This is a genomic window from Phaeovulum sp. (assembly GCF_041596715.1).
Taxonomy (GTDB): domain Bacteria; phylum Pseudomonadota; class Alphaproteobacteria; order Rhodobacterales; family Rhodobacteraceae; genus UBA6213.
Genome location: NZ_JBFHIA010000317.1, coordinates 1 through 2,772, shown reverse-complemented (window position 1 = coordinate 2,772; position 2,772 = coordinate 1). Strand labels below are relative to the sequence as shown.

Sequence of the window (2,772 nt, the reverse complement as noted above, 5' to 3'; positions counted from 1 at the left end):
GCTGGAAGACCATCCCGACGCGATTCTGTTCATCGACGAGATCCATACCGTGATCGGCGCGGGGGCCACCTCGGGCGGCTCGATGGATGCATCGAACCTGCTCAAGCCCGCCTTGCAGGGCGGCAAGCTGCGCTGCATGGGCAGCACCACCTACAAAGAGTTCCGCCAGCACTTCGAGAAGGATCGCGCGCTGGCGCGGCGCTTCCAGAAGATTGACGTGAACGAACCTTCGGTGCCCGATTCGATCAAGATCCTGATGGGGTTGAAGCCCTATTTCGAAGAGCACCACGAGATCCGCTATACCAACGACGCGATCAAGGCGGCGGTCGAACTTTCGGCGCGCTATATCCATGACCGCAAGCTGCCCGACAAGGCGATCGACGTGATCGACGAGGCGGGGGCGGCGCAACATTTGCTGGCCGAATCCAAGCGCCGCAAGACGCTTGGCCCGAAAGAGATCGAGGCGGTGGTGGCCAAGATCGCCCGTATCCCGCCGCGCAACGTCTCTAAAGACGATGCCGAAGTGCTGCGCGATCTGGAACAGTCGCTCAAGCGCGTGGTTTTTGGCCAAGACAAGGCGATCGAAACGCTTTCAAGCGCCATCAAGCTGGCCCGCGCCGGGCTGCGCGAGCCGGAAAAGCCGATCGGCAACTACCTCTTTACCGGCCCCACTGGCGTCGGCAAAACCGAGGTGGCCAAGCAGCTTTCGGATGTGCTCGGGGTCGAGTTGCTGCGCTTCGATATGTCGGAATACATGGAAAAACACGCGGTCAGCCGCCTGATCGGCGCACCGCCCGGCTATGTGGGCTTTGACCAAGGCGGGCTTTTGACCGACGGCGTCGACCAGCATCCACATTGCGTGCTATTGCTCGACGAAATCGAAAAGGCGCACCCGGATGTGTTCAACATCCTTTTGCAGGTGATGGACCACGGCAAGCTGACCGATCACAACGGCCGTCAGGTCGATTTCCGCAACGTGATCCTGATCATGACTTCGAATGCGGGTGCGGCCGAACAGGCCAAGGCCGCAATCGGCTTTGGCCGCGACCGCCGCGAGGGCGAAGATACGGCGGCGGTGGAACGCGCCTTCAGCCCCGAGTTCCGCAACCGGCTTGATGCGGTGGTCAGCTTCTCGGCGCTGCCGCGCGAGGTGATCTTGCAGGTGGTGGACAAGTTCGTGCTGCAACTCGAAGCCCAACTAATCGACCGCAACGTACATATCGAACTGACCCGCGAAGCGGCCGACTGGCTGGCCGAGCGCGGCTATGACGACCGCATGGGTGCGCGACCGCTGGCTCGCACGATCCAAGAGCATATCAAGAAACCGCTCGCGGAAGAGCTGCTGTTCGGCCGTCTCATCAAAGGCGGGATCGCCAAGGTCTCGGTGCGCGACGGGGCGCTGGTGATCGACGTGGAAGAGATCCAGAAACCCAAGCTGACCAACAGCCGTCCGCCGCTGCTGACAGCCCACTAATGGTTCGGGGCGCTGGCGGCTTTGCTGCCTGCGCCCCTTCCCCCCTCGCGGCGAATCCCTGTTTCCGGGTAATTTGAGTGGCCGACCTTTTGGCGCGCGGCCACTTACGCCTTGTCGAGATCGGCAAAGCAGCGGCCATTGCGGATCAGCACGTCCCACATGGCATGGGGCGGCGCGCCGCCCACGTCTGACAATGTGCGCAGCAGGTTGCGCGTGGCCAGCAGCCCCGCGCGGTCGGCGGCATGCATCGGCCCGCCGATGCTGCGCGGCAAGCCCAAGCCCCGCACCGACGCCACGTCAATATCGCCCGCAGCCTCTGCCTGCCCGTCTTGCAACATCGCGGCACCTTCATCGGCAAGTTCGGCCAGAAGGCGCGCGCGGATCTGCGCGGGCGAAAGCGGCACAGCCCCGATTCCGGCTTCGGCGCGCAGCCCGGCCAGCAGCGCGGTGACATCGGCAACCGCCTGCGCGTCGGGCAAGCCCGCCCCACGATAGAAACTGCTAGGTCTGCCAAAGCGCTGTTCGGTCAGAAGCCGCTGGCAGAGCGGCCCCGGGCGCTGCCCCAAAGATTGCAGGTCAGCAACCATGCGCGAAAGCCCCAACCGGTCAGCACGGCGGAACGGCGGGTCTGCCTGCCCCAATGCGGCATCGACCTGATCGGGGCGCGCGCCTGCCAGAACCGCGCGTTCTGCGGCGGCGAAAAGCCGCGCGGATAGCCGCTCCAGCAGCCCGATTTCCCCCGGCCCGCTGCGCAAAACCGTGAAATGCGCGCGCAAAAGATGCGTGGCCAGCGCCGAGGCCGCGCCATTGCCCGGCCCGGCACTCGCAACTTCGCAAAACTCGGGCGCGGCAAGGCGAAGCGCTGCCGCAGCGGGAAAGTCGGGCGAAAGCGCACCCTCCAGCACCAAGGGCACCGCAGGTGGTAGGTCTGCCGCTGCATCTGCGCGGGCAAGAATCCAAGCGCAGCCCGCCATCTCGGCCGCCCCCGTAACCGCTTCGATACGGCCCCAGGCTGCGGCGCGATCGGCGGCACTCAACCGCCCGGCCACCACCGCGGCCTCTTGCGCGCGTGCAACGGCAGATAGGATTTCGGCCAGCGGCGCTTCTTCGCGCGAGGCGATCAATACGCGCAAGCCGCTGGCGGCCAGTGCCGCGGACAAGGGCGTGGCCAATTTCGCCCCGACCTCCCAGAACCCGACGCTGCCTGCAATCTTTACGCCCGCGCCCGTTCTTGCGCCCTGCAAGGCGCGCAGTCGGGCGCGCCGCTCGGCTGCAACCAGATGCCGCAGCGCGCGGCT

Annotated in this window: 1 protein-coding gene and 1 pseudogene; one reads left to right on the top strand and one right to left on the bottom strand. The window is 65.5% G+C overall.

Annotated features, from left to right (window positions below; all coding sequences use genetic code 11):
- A partial coding sequence (locus ABY403_RS15295; RefSeq protein WP_372841679.1) for an AAA family ATPase occupies positions 1-1,474 on the top strand: 1,474 nt, incomplete at its 5' end.
- Positions 1,475-1,578: 104 nt separating this feature from the next.
- Here ABY403_RS15295 and ABY403_RS15290 read toward each other — a convergent pair.
- A pseudogene (locus ABY403_RS15290) lies at positions 1,579-2,772 on the bottom strand (hypothetical protein); the annotation flags it as partial.